The sequence below is a fragment of the Cellulosimicrobium cellulans genome, from assembly GCF_007679345.1.
Taxonomy (GTDB): domain Bacteria; phylum Actinomycetota; class Actinomycetes; order Actinomycetales; family Cellulomonadaceae; genus Cellulomonas; species Cellulomonas cellulans_A.
In genome coordinates, this window is record NZ_VEGH01000004.1 from 34,468 (window position 1) to 50,764 (window position 16,297).

At 75.1% G+C, this 16,297-nt stretch carries 15 protein-coding genes; 13 read left to right on the forward strand and 2 right to left on the reverse strand.

Features of this window, described 5'->3' with window-relative positions; translation table 11 throughout:
- Positions 1-4: 4 nt before the first annotated feature.
- Complete coding sequence (locus FS882_RS06620; protein ID WP_158372178.1) at positions 5-1,306, reverse strand: sensor histidine kinase; 1,302 nt, start codon at positions 1,304-1,306, stop codon at positions 5-7.
- Between the two features lie 155 nt (positions 1,307-1,461).
- Between FS882_RS06620 and FS882_RS06625 the strand changes: the two genes are divergently transcribed.
- The 9 genes from FS882_RS06625 (at position 1,462) to FS882_RS06660 (ending at position 10,551) form a co-directional block, all read left to right on the forward strand.
- Positions 1,462-2,154: a response regulator transcription factor gene (locus tag FS882_RS06625; RefSeq protein ID WP_154730876.1), complete on the forward strand. Its 693-nt coding sequence runs from the start codon at positions 1,462-1,464 to the stop codon at positions 2,152-2,154.
- 3 nt (positions 2,155-2,157) lie between these two features.
- Positions 2,158-3,483: an ATP-binding protein gene (locus tag FS882_RS06630; protein ID WP_158372180.1), complete on the forward strand. Its 1,326-nt coding sequence runs from the start codon at positions 2,158-2,160 to the stop codon at positions 3,481-3,483.
- A 103-nt stretch (positions 3,484-3,586) separates the two neighbouring features.
- A complete protein-coding gene (locus FS882_RS06635; RefSeq protein ID WP_158372182.1) occupies positions 3,587-4,969 on the forward strand; it encodes a hypothetical protein in 1,383 nt (460 codons plus the stop codon).
- A 63-nt stretch (positions 4,970-5,032) separates the two neighbouring features.
- Entirely contained in the window at positions 5,033-6,898 is a 1,866-nt protein-coding gene (locus FS882_RS06640; protein ID WP_158372184.1) for a hypothetical protein, read from the forward strand.
- 75 nt (positions 6,899-6,973) lie between these two features.
- The gene (locus FS882_RS06645) at positions 6,974-7,762 is read left to right on the forward strand and encodes a hypothetical protein (protein ID WP_158372186.1); all 789 of its coding nucleotides are present in this window, start codon (positions 6,974-6,976) and stop codon (positions 7,760-7,762) included.
- Positions 7,759-8,697, forward strand: a complete 939-nt coding sequence (locus tag FS882_RS20875; RefSeq protein WP_187365169.1) for a hypothetical protein — start codon at positions 7,759-7,761, stop codon at positions 8,695-8,697. The genes FS882_RS06645 and FS882_RS20875 overlap by 4 nt, the downstream gene beginning before the upstream one ends.
- Positions 8,694-9,293, forward strand: coding sequence for an HAD-IB family phosphatase (locus FS882_RS20880; RefSeq protein ID WP_187365170.1), 600 nt, complete (start codon positions 8,694-8,696; stop codon positions 9,291-9,293). Before FS882_RS20875 ends, FS882_RS20880 begins: the two co-directional genes overlap by 4 nt.
- Positions 9,284-9,940 carry an NTP transferase domain-containing protein gene (locus FS882_RS06655; RefSeq protein WP_187365171.1) on the forward strand — a complete coding sequence of 219 codons (657 nt, stop codon included), beginning with the start codon at positions 9,284-9,286 and terminating at the stop codon, positions 9,938-9,940. Before FS882_RS20880 ends, FS882_RS06655 begins: the two co-directional genes overlap by 10 nt.
- Positions 9,937-10,551 carry a class I SAM-dependent methyltransferase gene (locus tag FS882_RS06660; RefSeq protein WP_158372192.1) on the forward strand — a complete coding sequence of 205 codons (615 nt, stop codon included), beginning with the start codon at positions 9,937-9,939 and terminating at the stop codon, positions 10,549-10,551. Before FS882_RS06655 ends, FS882_RS06660 begins: the two co-directional genes overlap by 4 nt.
- Before the next feature lie 15 nt (positions 10,552-10,566).
- Here FS882_RS06660 and FS882_RS21580 read toward each other — a convergent pair whose 3' ends face one another.
- Entirely contained in the window at positions 10,567-11,178 is a 612-nt protein-coding gene (locus tag FS882_RS21580) for a GtrA family protein (protein ID WP_262348119.1), read from the reverse strand.
- A 154-nt stretch (positions 11,179-11,332) separates the two neighbouring features.
- On the opposite strand from FS882_RS21580, the gene FS882_RS06670 reads away from it, so the two are divergent.
- Genes FS882_RS06670 through FS882_RS06685 form a run of 4 tightly spaced genes read left to right on the forward strand, consistent with a single transcriptional unit; the run spans position 11,333 to position 16,282 of the window.
- Positions 11,333-12,880 carry an FkbM family methyltransferase gene (locus FS882_RS06670; protein ID WP_262348120.1) on the forward strand — a complete coding sequence of 516 codons (1,548 nt, stop codon included), beginning with the start codon at positions 11,333-11,335 and terminating at the stop codon, positions 12,878-12,880.
- Entirely contained in the window at positions 12,877-13,914 is a 1,038-nt protein-coding gene (locus FS882_RS06675) for a glycosyltransferase family 4 protein (RefSeq protein ID WP_158372198.1), read from the forward strand. The genes FS882_RS06670 and FS882_RS06675 overlap by 4 nt, the downstream gene beginning before the upstream one ends.
- Positions 13,911-14,948, forward strand: coding sequence for a glycosyltransferase family 4 protein (locus FS882_RS06680; protein WP_158372200.1), 1,038 nt, complete (start codon positions 13,911-13,913; stop codon positions 14,946-14,948). The genes FS882_RS06675 and FS882_RS06680 overlap by 4 nt, the downstream gene beginning before the upstream one ends.
- Positions 14,945-16,282, forward strand: coding sequence for a glycosyltransferase family 4 protein (locus FS882_RS06685; RefSeq protein ID WP_158372202.1), 1,338 nt, complete (start codon positions 14,945-14,947; stop codon positions 16,280-16,282). Before FS882_RS06680 ends, FS882_RS06685 begins: the two co-directional genes overlap by 4 nt.
- Positions 16,283-16,297: the final 15 nt, after the last annotated feature.

Consider the following 16,297-nt stretch of genomic DNA (forward strand, 5'->3'; position numbering starts at 1 on the left):
GGCGTCAGCCTAGGGTGCCGGGCGCGGCGGCCCGGTCGTCGACCGGCGCGCCCGGCGGCAGCGGCAGCTCGGCGTGCACCCGGAACCCGCCGCCCGGGCGCGGGCCGGCGCTCAGCGTGCCGCCGACCATCGTCGCCCGCTCCCGCATGCCGAGCAGGCCCTGCCCGGCGCCGTCCGAGTCGGCGGCGGCGCCCCGGCCGTCGTCGGTGATCTCGAGGACGAGCGCGGCCGGCTGCCACTGCGCCAGCACCGTCACCGTCACGTCGGGGCCGCCGTGCTTCAGCACGTTCGTCAGGGCCTCCTGGCAGATCCGGTACACCGTGAGGCCGATGCCGGGGGGCAGCCGGCGGGGCGTGCCCATCCGGACCAGGGACGCGCGGACCCCGGAGGAGCGGACCTGCTCCACGAGGGACTCCAGGTCGTGCTCGGCGGGCTGCGGCGTGTACGGGGCCGCACCGGCCGGCGCGGTGCCCGGGGCGAGCGCGCCGGCGGGGGCCGGGGCGCCCGGCACCCGCTCGGGCTCGCGCAGCACCCCGAGCAGCCGGCGCATGTCGGCCAGCGCCGCCCGGCCGGTCTCCGCGATCGTGCCGAGCGCCCGGGTCGCCGCCTCGGGGTCCGCGGCGGCGGCGTACCGCCCGCCGTCCGCCTGCGCCACGACGACCGACAGCGAGTGGGCGACGATGTCGTGCATCTCGCGCGCGATCCGGGTGCGCTCGGCGGCGGTCGCGATGCGCGCCTGCTGGTCGCGCTCGACCTCGAGCCGCTCCGCGCGGTCGCGCAGCGCGGCGATCGTCACCCGGCGCGAGCGCCGGACCAGCCCGAACGCCCACACCGCGGCGGCCGTCACCGAGGCGAACAGCCACAGGGCGATCCCGGACGCGGCCACCTCGGCGGCGCTGCCGCTCCAGGACTGCAGCAGCAGCCCGCTCACCATCGCGAGGTTGCCGACGAGCGCCGACCCCATCGCCGTCAGGTGCGCCCACCGCGGGCCGTGCACCGTCACGGAGTACAGCGCCACGAGCACCGCGAGGTCGGAGGGCATGACCAGCGGCACGCCGATCAGCAGGTGCAGCAGGCACGCGGCGTAGACGGCGACGACGGACGCCACGGGGTTGCGGCGCCGCCAGCCCAGGGGGAGCCAGGCGGCCAGCGCGAGCACCGCGCCCGCGTACATGCTCAGTCCCGAGTTCGGCGCCATGCTCGCCGCGAGGGGGACGACGACGAGTCCCGTCAGCACGGTCGCGCTGAGGTCGATCGGCAGCTGGTGGCGTTCCTCCCACCGCGTGAGGCGTTCCCACCACGTCATCGCGCCAGCGTAGGTCGGCGCCGCCGGCCGGTCGTGCCCCCGGGGGCGGACGGAGGTCCCGCCCGGGGTCCGCCCACGGGCGGACGGGGCGACTTCACCGAACCGATACCCCGGTGCGCCGTGTCCTAGAAGGTCTCATGACCTAACATGGCGCCATGACCCAGGTGCTGCTGGCCGAGGACGATCCCGCCATTGCCGAGCCCTTGGCGCGCGCGCTCGGCCGCGAGGGCTACGACGTCCGCGTGCAGGGCACCGGGCAGGGTGCGATCGACCGCGCGAGCGAGGCCGACCTCGTCGTCCTGGACCTCGGCCTGCCCGACATGGACGGGCTCGACGTCGCGCGCGCGATCCGGAACCAGGGGCTGACCACCCCGGTGCTGGTGCTGACCGCCCGCGCCGACGAGGTCGACCTCGTCGTGGGGCTGGACGCCGGCGCCGACGACTACGTGACCAAGCCGTTCCGGCTGGCCGAGCTGCTCGCCCGGGTGCGGGCCCTGCTGCGCCGCACCGGCGGGGACACCCCCGACGAGGACGAGCTCCGCAGCCAGGACGTCCGCGTCGACGTCGCCGCGCACCGCGCGTTCCAGGCCGAGCGCGAGCTGCACCTCACCGCCAAGGAGTTCGACCTGCTGCGCGTGCTCGTCGGCGCGGCCGGCACCGTCGTGGCCCGCGAGACGCTCATGCGCGAGGTCTGGGGCTCGGACCCGACCGGCTCGACCAAGACGCTCGACATGCACGTGTCCTGGCTGCGCCGCAAGCTCGGCGACGACGCGAGCGCGCCCCGCTACATCAGCACCGTGCGGGGAATGGGCTTCCGGTTCGAGTCCGGCGAGGGCACCCGGGGCTGACCCGTGCGCCGCCGCGTCCTCCAGGCCACCATCGCGGCCGTCACGGTGGCGGTCGTCCTGCTCGGGTTCCCGCTCGCCTTCCTCGGCGCGCAGTATGTCCGGGACAACGAGATCGGGTCGCTCGAGACCCGCGCGTCCGACCTGGCGCGGCAGGTCGACAGCCGCGTCCAGGAGGGCACGCCGCTGTCCGACACCATGCTCGAGCCGTACGTCGACCGCGGCGGCGGCGTCGCGGTCAGCATCTTCGTCGTCACGACCGACGGCGCCCGCTACCAGGCGGGCCCGGACGTGCCCGAGCGCGCGATCACGATCACCGAGACGGCGACCACCGGCGCCCGGATCACGATGTACGCGCCGTGGTGGGACGTGTTCCTCATGAGCGCCCAGATCATGGGGCTCGTCGTGGCGGCGGCGATCGTCGCGTTCGCGGCGGGCATCGGCATGGCCATCTGGCAGGCGAACCGGCTGGCCGCCCCGCTGGTGTACCTCGCGGCGTCCGCCGAGCAGCTGGGCTCCGGGCAGGTGCGGCCGCAGCTGGAGCCGTCCGGGGTCGAGGAGATCGACCTGGTGGCCGCCGAGCTCGCGCGCAGCGCCGACCGGATGGCGGGCCGGCTCGCCGCCGAGCGGCAGTTCGCCTCGGACGCCTCGCACCAGCTCCGCACCCCGCTGACCGCGCTCACCATGCGGCTCGAGGAGATCATGCTGGCCTCCGACGACCCGGCCGTGCGGGAGGAGGCGCGGATCTCCCTGGAGCAGGTCGAGCGGCTGGTCACGGTCGTCGACGACCTGCTGACCCGGTCGCGGCGCGCGCAGGGCGGGACGACGGAGGCGATCCGGCTGGGCGACGTCGTGCACCAGCAGGAGGAGGAGTGGCGGCCGACCTTCGAGGCCGAGGGCCGCCGCCTGGTCATCGAGGTCGACCCGACGGCGCAGGTGCTCGCCACCCCCGGGGCGCTGGCCCAGGTGCTGGCGACGCTGATCGAGAACTCGCTGCGGCACGGCGGCGGCACCACGACGGTGCGGTCCCGCGCGGGCGCCGCGCGCTCGGTCGTGGTCGAGGTGGCGGACGAGGGCGACGGCGTCCCGGACGACCTGGCGCCGCGGATCTTCGAGCGCGAGGTCACGTCCGGCAAGGGCACCGGCCTGGGGCTGGCGCTCGCCCGGGACCTGGCGTCCGCGGACGGCGCGCGGCTGGAGCTCGCGCAGCGGCGGCCGGCGGTGTTCGCGCTGTTCCTCGCGGGCGTCCCGGCGGCGATGGCGCCCGACGTGGTGCTGCCGCGGGGGTCGGTCATCTCGCCGCGCTCGGAGCGGGCGCGCCGGCGGCGCTGAGCCGGGTCCCTCACCCCCCGCGGGTGGGCCGGCGGCGCGACCACCGGCGCTAGCCTCGCCGCGAGGGGCGCCTCCGCCGCGGGCGCCCGAGGGGGTGGGCTCGATGGCCGAGCAACGACCCGCGCCGGGCGCGGCGGCCGACCTGACCGCACGGATCGCCGCGCTGGAGGCCGAGAACGCCCAGCTGCGGGCGGCCGCCACGGCCCGCGCCGCCGCCGACGCGGCCGCCGCTTCGCCCGCCGGGGGTCCCGCCGGCCCGCCCGCGGACCGGAGGCAGCGGCACGCCGGCCGCGCGACCGCCGCGGTCGTCCTCGTGGTGCTCGGCGCCCTGCTCGCCCCCGTCGCCGTGGTGGCGGTGTGGGCCCGGGACCTCGTCACCGACACGGACCGGTACCTGGCGACGGTCGGTCCCCTGGTCGACGACCCGCAGATCCAGAGCGCCGTGACCAACCGGGTGACCGGGGCGATCGTGGACGCGGCGGACCTGGACGGGCTGGCAGGGGAGGCGGTGACCGCGGTGGACGGCCTCGGGCTGCCGCCCCGGGTGTCCGCGCTCGTCGGTTCGTTGCAGGAGCCCCTGGTCGACGCGGCGACGGGCTTCATCCGCCGGGCCGTGGACGCCGTGGTGACGTCGGACGTGCTCGAGGCGGTGTGGGACGAGGCCAACCGCACGGTGCACCAGCAGCTGAACGCGGTGCTGCGCGGCGACCCGGACGCGATCGCGAGCATCGACGCGCAGGGCACGCTGGTGGTCGACCTGACCGGGGTGGTGGACACGGTGCGCGCCTCGCTGTCGGACGCGGGCTTCACGATCGTGGACCGGTTGCCCACGATCAGCGCGAGCTTCCCGCTGATGCAGAGCGCGGACCTGGTCCGGGCGCAGAACGCCTACCGGGTGCTGGACGTGCTGGGCACCTGGCTGGTCTGGCTGTCGCTGGGCCTGCTGGCCGCCGGGGTGCTGGTGGCGGTGCACCGCTCACGGGCCCTGGTGGTCGCAGGGCTGTCGCTCGCCGGGGCGATGCTGCTGCTCGGTGCCGCGCTGACCATCGGCCGCTCGGTGTACGTCGACGCGCTGCCGCCGGCGGTCCAGCGTCCCGACGCGGCCGTGGTGGTCTACGACCAGGTGGTGACGTTCCTGCGGGTCGCCCTCCGGTCGGCGTTCGTGCTCGGGCTCGTCGTGGCCCTGGTGGCGTTCGTGGCGGGCGGGACCTCGGCGGCGCGCGCGCTGCGGGCGTCCTGGACCCGCGCCGCGACCGGGCTGCGGACGGCGGGCGAGCACCGGGGGATCAGCACGGGGCCCGTCGGGGTGTGGTTGGACGAGCAGCGGGTGCTGGTGCGGGTGCTGATCGCGGGCGGGGCGGCGCTGGCGCTGGTGCTGGCCGGGCACCTCACGCCGGCGTACGTGGCGACGGTCGCGGTCGTGGCGGTGGTGCTGCTGGCGGTGACGACGCTCGTGGCGCGGCCGGCAGGGCCGCAGAGCCGGTAGCGTCTGCGCTCGGGGCTGCACGCCACCGCCTCCTCCCGACCGCAGAGCACTCCAGGAAGCACCATGCCCTCCCAGAACACCGCCGACCGGCAGGTGACCACGCCCGCCCGCGTGCCCGCTCGCGACGCGTCCGCCCGCAGCAGCGCGAGGGACCGGGCTCGAGGAATGCTGCTCGGTTGGCCGGGCGAGGCTCTCGCCGTCGCGCTGCTCGGCTCGGCGATGGTCGCGCACGCGTTCCGGTGGGACATCGACCGGCTGCGAGCGCCCCTCGGCATGGGTGATCTGCTCTACGCGTACGCCACGGCGCACATGTGGGGCCGTGGCGCACCGTTCGGGGACGACAGCCTGGGCTTCCCCGCAGGGATGCACCTGCCGTACTACCCCACCGGCGACGCGGTGCACAACGCACTGGCCGGCTTCTTCGCCCAGTTCACGCAGGACCCGTTCCTGCCGCTGAACCTGGTGCTCGCCACGTCGTTCCCGCTCACCGCGCTCGCGGGTCTGTGGCTGCTGCGCCTAGTGGGCCTCCGTGGGCCGCTCGCGGTGGTCGCGGCCCTGGGCCTGACCGCGATCCCGTTCCACTGGCTCCGGCCTGACCACGTCTACCTGGCGACGATGTACCCGGCGGTGCTCGCGGTCGTTCTCGCGCTGCTGGTGGGATCCGGACAGCTGGCGCGGGCGTGGCGTGAGCGTCGGGTGGTCGTGCTCGGCGCGTCGGCGGTGGCGATGCTGCTCGTCGGTGCCGGCGGGATCTACTACGCGTGCTTCGCCATCCTGCTCATCGCGTGCGCCGCGCTCTACCGGGTGTTCCGCGGCGCCCGGTGGCGGGTGGTTCTCGGCTCTCTGATCCCGGCGGCGATCGTCACGCTGGTGCTCGGAGCGACCCTGCTGCCGAGCGCTCTGTGGGCGGGTGCGCACCCGGCCACGGGGGACGTCGCGCAGCGCTACCCGGTCGAGAGCGTCATGTACTCCGGTTCGCTCAGCATGGCGCTCCTCCCCACGCCGTTCAGCGACCTGCCGGGTGCGGGCGCGCTCGGTGACCTCGCGCAGTCGATGTACGAGCAGGCGACCCTCACCCCGACCTCCGGCGTGCTCGTGTGGTCGAACAGCGGGTCGGTGTTCACGATGATCGCGATCGCCTTCGTCGCGGTGGGAGCCTTCGTGGTGTCCCGCCGCCGGATGCGCGCGTCGCGCGCGCCGGTGGAGGACGAGACGGGGCGGGTGCCGTTGTCGCTCGTGCTCGGCCTGCTCGTCGCGGCCGTGCTCTTCTTCGTGCCGTGGGGGCTGAACTTCCTGTTCTCCTTCCTGGTGACGCCCCAGCTGCGCGGCTGGGACCGGTTGGTACCCGTGCTGTTCGCGCTCGTCGTCGCCGCGGCGGGCGTGGTGTGGCGCGACCTGGGGTGGTCGACGGGAGGCAGGCTGGCCTGGGGCGTCTCGGCCGTCCTCGCGGTGGTGGTCGTCCTCGACTCCGTCACCCCGTACCGCGCGTCGTACGACGCGCTGGTGGACCCGGGACTCTCCGAGCTCGCCGCCGGTCGGACGTACGCGGAGGCGCTCGACGCGGAGGTGCCCGAGGAGTGCGGGGTGCTGCAGCTCCCGTACGTCGCGACGCCGGAGGTCGCTGACGTCGAGGGCCTCGGCAACTACGAGCACCTGGTGCCGGCCCTCACCAACCCCGGCAAGGACTGGTCCTTCGGCGCCATCAAGGCGACGCCCGACAGCGCGCTGCCGGAGGAGATCGGCAGCCGTGTCGAGCCCGAGGAGCTGGACGAGCTGCGGGACACCGGGTTCTGCGCGGTGCACGTCGACTGGCGCGGTTACACCGCCGAGGAGGCGGTCGCGGTCCGGACGGAGCTGGACGCGCTGCTGGGCGACCCGGTGGCGACAGGGCACGGAGACGACTGGAGCGCGTACGCCCTGGACCGCTGAGGGCCCGGCCAGGTGGAAATGGCCTGGGGTAGCCTCTGACGTCACCCGGACGGAGCCGCAGCGAGAAGGGACCCCGTGCTCGGACAGGAAGTGGTCGTCGCGCTCTACCGAGCCCTGCTGGGGCACCCCCCGGACGCCCAGGGCCTCGCGTACTGGCAGGAGACGGACTCGGTCGAGGCGCTCGTCGACGCCCTGCGGGCCACGCCCCGGTACACGCAGCGGGCGCTCGCCCTGGCCGGCGCGAGCGCGACCCCGGACCTGGACCCCGCGGACCAGGCAGCCGCCCGGATCCTCGCGTCCCGCGGTCTCACGGAGCTCGCCGCCCCGGTGCCCGGACCCGGCACCCACCGCGCGCTGGAGGCCTTCCCCTGGGAGCTGCTGGGCCTCCGGCCGGGGTCGCGGGTGCGGGTCGTGGGCCGCTACGCGCCCGAGCTCGCGCACGAGCTGCGAGGGCGGGACCCGGGTGCGCAGGTCGTGGCCGGGGTCGGCGACCAGGTGCCCGCGCCGCGGGTCGAGGTGCTCGTGCTCACCGCGGGCGGCGACCTGGCCGCGCTGCGGTCGGGCCGCCCGGACGTGCTCCGCGCGGTCCGCGACGGGGTGGTCGTGCCGTCGGTGGTGGACCCGACGCGCCCGGCGGACGAGACGGCGCCCGACCGCGCGCGGCTGCGCGACGCCCTGCACGAGCTCGGCTTCGCCGAGGTCCGGGTCGCGCACCGTCCCCGCCACGGGGCCGCCGCGACCGTGCTCGCCACGACGCTGGCCACCCCGACACCGGGCAGGCTCCTGCGGCGCGGCGACGCGGACGAGCTCCCCGCCGTGACCTGGCTGCTCGCCCGTCGCGTCGCGACGGAGACCGACCGATGAGCCCGCGCTTCGTCCTGGTCGGCCTGGGCGCGGAGCTCTCGCTGCGCCCGCTGGGCCGACGGCTCGCGGACCTGGGCCACCGGACCGTCGTCGTGGACCTCGCGGACCGTGCGGCGGACGCGTCCGTCGTACCTCCCGGGGACGGGCCGCTCGTGCTCGTCTCGTCGCAGCACCTCGCCATGTCCGGCGGTGTCTACGACGAGTTCACCGGTCTGACCAGCCACTACGTGGCTCCTCAGGTCCTGCGCGACCGGCTCGGCGCCGACCTGCTCGTCTACGTCCCGCACGACCTGTCCGAACCGGTCCTGGACAGCGAGGTCGACCTCCTCCAGACCGTCGACCTCTACGCGGCGGCCGACCGCGACGCCTGGTGGGCGTCGGCCCACGTGCCGACCGTCGTCGTGGGGTGGGCGGGGACCGCCGGGCCGGACAGCACGGACTGGTCGTCCGCTCCCGTCGACCAGGGCGTCCTGTTCCTCACCCAGGTCCGTTGGCTGATGGAGCAGGGCGGGCCCGACTTCGTGCGCCGGACGCTGGCCCGCACGCTCGCCTCGGGCCTGGCCGTGAAGCTGCCCGTGTGGCCGGGGATCGAGAGCCTCGCCGACGCGCTCCGCGAGGACGGCGTCCCGCTGCTCGACCCGCTCCTCCCCGCGGCGCTGGTCGCGCGGCACACCCCGCTCGTCGTGACCAACGGGCCGAGCTCCGTGCTGGCGGAGGCGTCGGACGCCGGGCACCGGCCCCTGGTGGTGCTGCCCCCGGAGGGCGACCGCACCTTCGCCGGGCAGCTCGACTCGGTCGACGTGGTGGTCTGCCGCGACGAGGACTTCCCCGTCGCAGCGGCACAGGCCGGTCGGGTGCGGCCGGCTGCTGCGCCGTTCGACGTCGAGGCGTTCCTGTCGGCCGTGTCGGACGCGCTCGCGCGAGGGCGCGCGTGACCGCGCCGACGGTGTTCGTCGACCTCGACGGCACGCTGACCCGCACCGAGCTCCTTCCGGCGATCGCCCGTCGCGCCGGCATCGAGCAGGAGATGGAGCGGCTGACGGACGACACGCTGTCCGGGCGGCTGCCCTTCGACGTCAGCTTCCGCCGCCGGGTGGAGATGCTCCGTGACGTCCCGATCGCGGCGGTGCACGAGGCGATCCTGGCGGCGCCCGTGTTCGAGGAGCTCCTGGGGCTCCTGCTGGAGCACCCGGAACGGGTGGTCGTCGTGACGGGCAACCTGGACGTGTGGATCGCCCCGTTCCTCGAGCGGCACGGCCTGCGCGGGCTCGCCTCCGAGGCCGACGTGGCCGACGGGCGCGTGCGCGGCGTGCGCACGGTCCTGAACAAGCAGACCGCGTTCGAGCGGTACCCCGCCGAGTTCTCGATCGCCATCGGTGACGGCGCGAACGACGCGGTCATGGTGCGGCACGCGGACGTGGGCGTCGCCTGGTGCGGCGTGCACGCGGCGGCGCGGCCGCTCATGGAGGTGGCCGACTACGCCTTCGCACGAGAGGAGACCCTGTGCCGGTTCCTGCGTCAGTGGTGGTGAATGCCGCGGGCCTGGGGTCGCGCCTCGGGCTCGACCGTCCGAAGGCGCTGCTCGAGGTCGAGGGGCGGCCGCTCATCGCCTGGCAGCTCGCGATGCTGGCGGACGTGCCCGACGTGCGGGTGGTGCTCGGCTACCAGGCGTCGGAGGTCGCCGACGTCGTGTTCGCGGTGCGGCCCGACGCCACCGTCGTGCTCAACCACCAGTACCTGTCCACCGGGACCGCGTCCAGCCTGGTGCGGGGCGCCCGGGGCGTCGACGGGCGCGTGGTCTCGCTGGACTGCGACCTGATCGTGCACCCGGAGGACCTCACCGCCTTCGTGCACGCCGAGGAGCCGACGCTCGGTGTGCTGCCCGTGCAGAGCAACGAGCCGGTGCTCGTGCGGGTCGCGCGCGACGACGGAGGGCTGGTGGCGCACGGCTTCGACCGCGAGCTGCGTCCGGGCGACCGCGAGTGGTCCGGGCTGATCACCTTCGACCCCCGGGACGTCCGGCTGGGCCCCGACGACGGACACGTCTTCGAGCTGGTCCGTGGTCTGCTCCCGGTGCGCGCGCGGCCCATCCGTGCGCGCGAGGTCGACTTCCCGGACGAGGTGCCGGCGATGGCCGGCTGGATCCGCTACCTGACCGACGAGACGGGGCTGTCATGATCGACGATTTCGCGCACGAGTTCTGGAAGGACCGGGCGCGTGCCACCACGTCGTCCATCCGCTGGACGGACGAGCAGATGCTCGCGGTCGACGTGGCGCTGCTCGACTCGCTGACCGAGCCCGGGAGCACGCTGCTCGACCTCGGCTGCGGGACCGGTGACCTGTTCCTCGCGCTGCTCGACAAGTTCAGCCACGTGACCGCCGTCGACATGATCCCCGAGTTCCTCGAGCGCATCCCCGAGGACCCGCGGATCACCACGGTGGTCTCCGAGCTGACGTCCTACCACCCGGAGGGCCCGTCCGACGCGGCCACGCTGTTCGGCGTGGTGACGCACCTGACGCCCGAGCAGGAGGCGGCGACCTACCGCCTGCTGCGCGACGCCACCCCGGGTGGACTGGTCGTCGTGAAGAACCAGTGCGGCCGGGACGACGACGTCGAGGTCGACGCGTGGTCGGAGGCGTTCGGCCGACGCTACGTCGGCCGGTACCCGCAGGTCGACCGCCAGGCGGAGCGGCTCCGCGAGGTCTTCGGCTCCGTCGAGGTGGTCCGGTACCCCGAGGAGCTCAACCGCTGGGAGAACTCGCTGCACGCGGCGTTCGTCTGCCGCTGACGCGGCTCGACCGCGTCAGGAGCGGCTGTCGCCGTCCGCCGCGGGTCGCGGGACGACCCCGCGGACCTCGGGCGTCGAGCCCTGCTCCCGCGCGCGGTGGCCGACCTCGGCGAGCGCCGTCGGCACGGTCGCCGTGCCGGTGAAGACGAAGGTCTTGTAGCCGACGTAGCGGACGACGGTGCCGAGGACGATCCCGACGACGTTGGCCACGTTGTCCGCGAACGGCCCCGCGTAGCCCAGGACGTAGTGCGAGAAGGCCAGGGTTCCGACCGTGATGCCGATGCCGAGCACGTTGATCACGCCGAACAGCAGGAGCTCGCGGCCCTGGCGATGGGTGCGCTGGCCCGCGAAGGTCCAGTGCCGGCTGCCGAGCCACGAGACGAGGGTCGCAAGCACGACGGCGATGACGCGCGCGGTGAGCGGCTTCTCCTGCAGCAGGCCCACCGGCCCGAACCGGAGCAGGTTGTACACGCCCATGTCCACGACGAACGCGGCGGTGCCGACGGAACCGAACCGGAACAGCTCGGCCGCGCGGTCCCGGAGCGGGACGCCGCGGAGGGTTCCGCGCGGCCGGGACGCAGCAGCGGCCGGCCCGGGGGCGAGGTCGGGCACGCGGGAGGAGGGCACCGGCCAACGGTAGCCCCGGCGGCCGGGGGTCCGCTGTGCGGAGGCCCCGTCCTGCGGTGTGCGCAGGACCTTCACAAATGTCGGTAGGCTTCCGGGGACGTGCGCCGCGGTCGTCGGGGCAGGCGACGCGTACGTGACGGAAGGGATACGTGCTGTGCCGCTGAACGCCGAGGCCGTCAGGACCCATCTGCGGGCGCGGGCGTGGAACCGGGGCGACGGGCCGTCAGCGCCGGGAACCGCCCAGCCGGACGTCCTCGCGGACGTCTCCGCCGTGCTCGACCCGGGGATGCTCTTCGTGCTGGGCCTGTACGAGGTCGCGCTGGGTCGTCGCCCCGACCCCCAGGGGTTCCGCGACAACGTCGCGGTCCTCCGTGCGGGCGCTTCGGAGGAGATGGTGCGTGACGCCGTGCTGGGGTCCGACGAGGCGCAGGCACGCCGCGGTGCCGAGCACGAGCCCTCCGTCGCGGAGCTCCGCATGATCGGGCTCGAGCTCGCCGTGCGGGGCGCGGAGGTCGAGGAGGGCCGGCAGGACCGCATCGAGCGCGAGCGGCGGGGCGTGCCGCTGGAGGTCGTGGCGCTCGACCTGGACCCCGCTCGGCCCGCCCCGTGGCAGCTGGTGCTCGCGGCCGAGCTCCTGCGGTGGGTGCCCGGCGCCGGCCCCTCCGACGTCGAGCAGGCGGTGATCCGGGTGTCGCGACGCGAGGCCCCGCACGCGGTGCTGGACGCGCACCTGCCGGGCCGGCACCCGCTCGCGCGCTGGCGCCGGAACCGCGCCGCACGGCGCGCGCTGGACTACACCGTGCTGCAGCTCGCGTCGCGCGGCGGGAGCGCGGTGACCCGCGTCGTCGCCCCGGCGCGCCCGGCACGGGTCACGCCGGCGTCCGCTCGCCCGGCGGGCGCCGGTGCCCCCGCTCGCGAGCCCGCTGCCGAGGTGGGCGACCTCGAGCGACGGCTCCGCCGGTTGGAGTCGCGGCCCGACGTCCGCGTCATCGCCGTCGGCGAGCTGCTGCTCGGCGTGCCCGCCGGTGAGTGGCGGCTCGCGGCTCAGCTGGCCCACCGCGGGCACCCCGAGCCGGAGGTCGCCGAGCTCGTGCGCGCGCACGTCGGGCCGGGGTGCGCCTTCGTCGACGTCGGGGCGAGCATCGGTCTGTACACCGTGGAGATGGCGCGGCGCGTCGGTCCGTCGGGGTCGGTCGTGGCGTTCGAGCCCGCTCCTGCGTCCGCCGGCGTGCTGCGGCAGAACGTGGAGCTGAACGGGCTGGGCGGAGGCGCCGTGCGCGTCGTCGAGGCGGCCGTCCTCGACCGGGTCGGGACGGCCCCGCTCGCGGTGCACGACGACGACTCGGGCCGCAACACGCTCTACCCCGGCGACGACCACGACGGGCTGGTCGAGGTCGAGGTCACCACGCTCGACCGTGCGATCCCCGAGGGCGCGCGCGTGGACGTCGTCAAGCTCGACGCCGTCGGCGCCGAGACGGCCGCGCTGCGCGGGATGGACCGCGTCGTGGACGAGAACCCGCAGGTGGTCGTGCTGGCCGAGCTCGACGACGAGCAGCTCCGGCGGGCGGGCTCGTCGACGGCCGACTTCCTCGCCGAGGCGTTCCGTCTCGGGTGGCGCCACGAGGTGCTCGGTGCCGGTGCCGACGCGCGTGGGCGGGCGACGGTGCGCCTCGTGCGCGCGGCGGAGAACGCCGGCGCATGAAGGTCGTCGTCGCCACCTCCTCCGTGCCGTTCGTCCAGGGGGGTGCCAGCCTGATCGTGGACTGGCTCGCCGCCGCCGTCGCCGAACGGGGCCACGAGGTCGAGGTGTTCCGCTTTCCCTTCACCACGGACCCCGCGACGATGCCGGCGCAGCTTTTCGGTCTCCGGTCGCTGGACTTCACCGACCGGTGCGACCGCCTGGTCGCGGTGCGCACGCCGAGCCACCTGCTGCGGCACCCGCACAAGAGCGTCTGGTTCGTGCACCACCACCGGCCGTCCTACGACCTGTGGGACTCGGCGCGCGACGTCCCCGACGACGCGGACGGGCGCGAGTTCCGCCGCATGATGTTCGCGTCGGACGACGCGGCCCTCGCCGAGGCGAACGTGTTCTGCAACTCCGAGGTCATGCGCCGGCGGCTGCAGCAGTACAACCGGGTCGACGCCGAGGTCCTCTACCCCCCGCTCGATCCGGCGGGGGGCTACGCCCCGGCGGTCGCCGGCGACGAGATCGTCTACGTCTCGCGCGTGATCGACCACAAGCGCCAGCTGCTCGCCGTGGAGGCGCTCGCCCTCACCACGACGCCGGTGCGACTCGCGATCGTCGGCGCCTTCGACGACGAGCGCTCGGCGTACGCGCGGCGGATCCGCGAGGTCGTCGAGGCCAACGGGCTCCAGGACCGGGTGACGGTCAGCGGCGGCTGGGTGTCCGAGCAGGACAAGCGCGCAGCCGTCGCCTCGTCCCTCGCGACCGCGTACTTCCCCGTCGACGAGGACTCCTACGGCTATCCGTCGCTCGAGGCGGCCGTCATGGGCCGTCCGGTCGTGACGACGACCGACAGCGGGGGAGTGGTCGAGCTGGTCGAGCACGAGCGGAACGGGCTCGTCGTGGACCCGGAGCCGGCGGCGCTCGCGCAGGCGTTCGACCGTCTGTGGTCCGACCGCGCGCTCGCCGGGCGGCTCGGGGCCGCGCAGGCCGGCCGGGTCGACGAGCTGCAGATCTCGTGGGACCACGTCGTCGAGAGGCTGCTGGCATGAGGGTCCTCGTCGCCACGAACGGCGTGCCGTTCATCCGCGGAGGGGCCGAGCTCCTCGCCGATGCCCTGGTCCGGGAGCTGAACGCCCGGGGTCACCAGGCCGAGCAGCTGCGCATCCCGCTGCGGTGGGAGGACCCCGCCGAGGTCGCGGACGTGATGCTCTACGCGCGGACCGTCGACCTCCGGGACGTCGACCGGGTGATCGCGCTCAAGTTCCCCGCGTACCTCATCCCGCACCCGGCGGTCACCGTCTGGTTGCTGCACCAGTTCCGGCAGGTGTACGACCTGTGGGGCACGCCGTGGGGCCCGGACGTGGCCGACCCGCGGTGGCAGGGGCTGCGACGCGCCATCGAGCACGCGGACACGACGGCGCTGCGCCGCGCGCGGCGGGTGTTCACCAACGACACCGTGACCCGCGACCGGCTGTCCCGGTTCAACGGCGTCGCCGCGACCGTGCTGCACCCGCCGCTGCCCGACGAGGGACAGATCGTCGGCGGCCCGGCCGGGGACTACGTGCTGTGCCTGGGTCGCGTCGCGACGGGCAAGCGCCCGCTCCTCGCGGTGGAGGCGATGGCACGCACCCGGTCGGACGTGCGGCTCGTCGTCGCGGGGCAGCCCGAGAGCGAGGAGACCGCCGACGCCCTGCGTGCCGCGGTCTCGCGGCACGGGCTCGAGGACCGGGTCGAGCTCCGCCTGCGGTTCCTGGAGACCGCCGAGAAGCGCGAGCTGCTGGCGGGCGCTCTCGCGGTGGCGTACTTCCCGATCGACGAGGACTCGTTCGGCTACGTGACCGCCGAGGCCATGACGGCGAGCAAGCCGGTCGTGACGGTGACCGACTCCGGCGGCATCCTCAACCTCGTGCGGGACGGCGAGACCGGCCTGGTGGTCGAGCCGACGCCGGAGCAGGTCGCCGGCGCGTTCGACGGCTTGGCGGAGGACCGGCCACGGGCCGAGGCGATGGGGCGGGCTGCCCTCGGCGCGGTCGCCGAGCTCAACCTCTCGTGGGAGCACGTGATCAAGGAGCTGCTGCGATGAGGATCGCGTGGTGCACACCGTTCAGCCCGCAGAGCGCGATCGGCCGCGTGAGCCAGATCGTGGTCGAGGAGCTCTCCCTCCTCGCGGGTGTCACCGTGGACGTCTGGCACCCGCGCGGCGTCGGCGGCCGGGTGTGGTCCGGCACGGCCCGGCCGCTCGAGGCGGTCGACCTCGAGGCGCTGCGCGGCTACGACCACGTCGTCTACCACCTCGGCAACCACGCGCCGAACCATCTCGCGCTGTGGCAGGCCTCGCTGGAGGTCCCCGGTCTCGTGGTCATGCACGACGTCGTCATGACCAGCCTGTTCCACGAGCAGCTGCTGGAGCTGTCCGCGTACCCGCACGAGCTCGGCCGCTGGTACGGCGAGGACGCGGCGCGGCTCGCGGAACGCGTGCTGGCGGGCTCGCCGGAGCTCCCGCCGTGGTCGGTCGAGCTGGGCCCGGTCTTCCCGATGATCTCGACCGCCGCCCTGGGCGCGAGCGTGGTGGTCGTGCACTCCCAGTTCGCGCGCCGCGCCACCGAGGGCGTCGTGCTCCCGGACGTCGTCGAGCTCGGGCTGCCGGTGCTCGAGACGGCCGCCCCCGAGACGACGCGCGAGCAGCTCGGGCTGCCGACGGACGTGCCGCTCGTCCTCCAGGCCGGGCTCTTCCACGGCAACAAGCGCATCGACGTGGTGGTCGAGGCGTTCGCGGACGTGGCGCGCCGCCGGGCGGCGCACCTCGTGGTCGCCGGCCGTCCCGCCGGCCTGACGGTCGCGGACGTCCGCGCTCTGCTGCGCCGCCACGGCGTGGAGGGCGCCGCAACCGTGTTCAACGACCCGTCGGACGAGACGCTCGCGGCGCTCCGCCAGCACGCCGACGTGGCGATCGCGCTGCGCGAGCCGTGCTTGGAGGGCGCGTCGTACTCGCTGCTCGAGAGCCTCGCCTCCGGGCTCCCGGTGGTGACCGTGAGCGACGGCAGCTACGCCGAGGTCCAGGGGACCTTCGTCCGGCACGTCCCGAAGCCGCTGGCGGCCCGCGACGTCGCCGACGCGACGGTCGCGCTGCTGGACTCCGACCTGCCCGCTGTGGGTGCGGCGGCGCGCGCGTACGTCGAGCACCGGCACCACCCCCGGGTGTATGCGGCGCGGCTCCTCGAGGTGCTCGCGGCGACGTCCGGCGCCGGCCCGCGGACCGGACTGCTCGACGCGCTGGGCGAGGCGCTCGCGGACACCGGGCTGGACCTGTCCGACGAGTTCGTCGGTCGCGCCGCCGACCGGGTGGTGGAGCTGTTCGGGGCGGTCCCCGCCGTGTGGCCGCCACCGCGGGGGGCCACGGCGGGTCCGCCCGCCTGACCCGGGTGCGCGCTG